At 41.9% G+C, this 511-nt stretch carries 1 protein-coding gene; it reads left to right on the plus strand.

Annotated features, from left to right (window positions below; genetic code table 11):
• Positions 1-178 precede the first annotated feature (178 nt).
• Positions 179-418, plus strand: coding sequence for a hypothetical protein (locus BO222_RS04180; protein WP_075818632.1), 240 nt, complete (start codon positions 179-181; stop codon positions 416-418).
• Positions 419-511: the final 93 nt, after the last annotated feature.

The raw sequence follows: 511 nt of genomic DNA on the forward strand, positions 1-511 counted from the left end.
TCAGTGACCGTCCCCTCAATTACAAGAATGAGCATTATCTCGATGGGCTCAGAGATTCAATTGAGCCGAAGAAAGATGAAACAGCTGAAGATTATGAGTCAAGAATCCAGAAGAAGGCAGAGGAATCTCTGAAGAAAATGGATCTTCTTGCCGGAAAGGTGAAATAGAGGAGCTGAGAATGATGACAGAACAGAAGAAATACAGACGGCTGGTCGATAACCTGAGCAGTCTCGGACTTAAAGGAATGGAAATCAACCTGGATGAATACCTTGAGCAGATTGGAAACAAGGAAAAGTCAGTGATAGAAGCTTTGTGTGAACTTACAGATATCGAAATGAAGCTGAAGACTGACCGTGCAATCCATGGCTGCGTCAAAGTGGCCAATGTATTTGTTAGTTTAAAAGTGGCTACTTTTTGACGAATATCGGTTGAAAAGTTGCCACTATTTTTGTATCTTCTGCTCCTTAATCTGAGGAGAACAGGAGGTACCGGAAAGGTGATCAATTACATG

Origin of the sequence: Ileibacterium valens (genome assembly GCF_001945525.1) — a bacterium.
GTDB lineage: Bacteria > Bacillota_I > Bacilli_A > Erysipelotrichales > Erysipelotrichaceae > Ileibacterium > Ileibacterium valens.

Bases quoted from the DNA above. Each gene is read 5' to 3' on its own strand.
- BO222_RS04180 (WP_075818632.1), top strand. From the start codon at position 179: ATGATGACAGAACAGAAGAAATACAGACGGCTGGTCGATAACCTGAGC.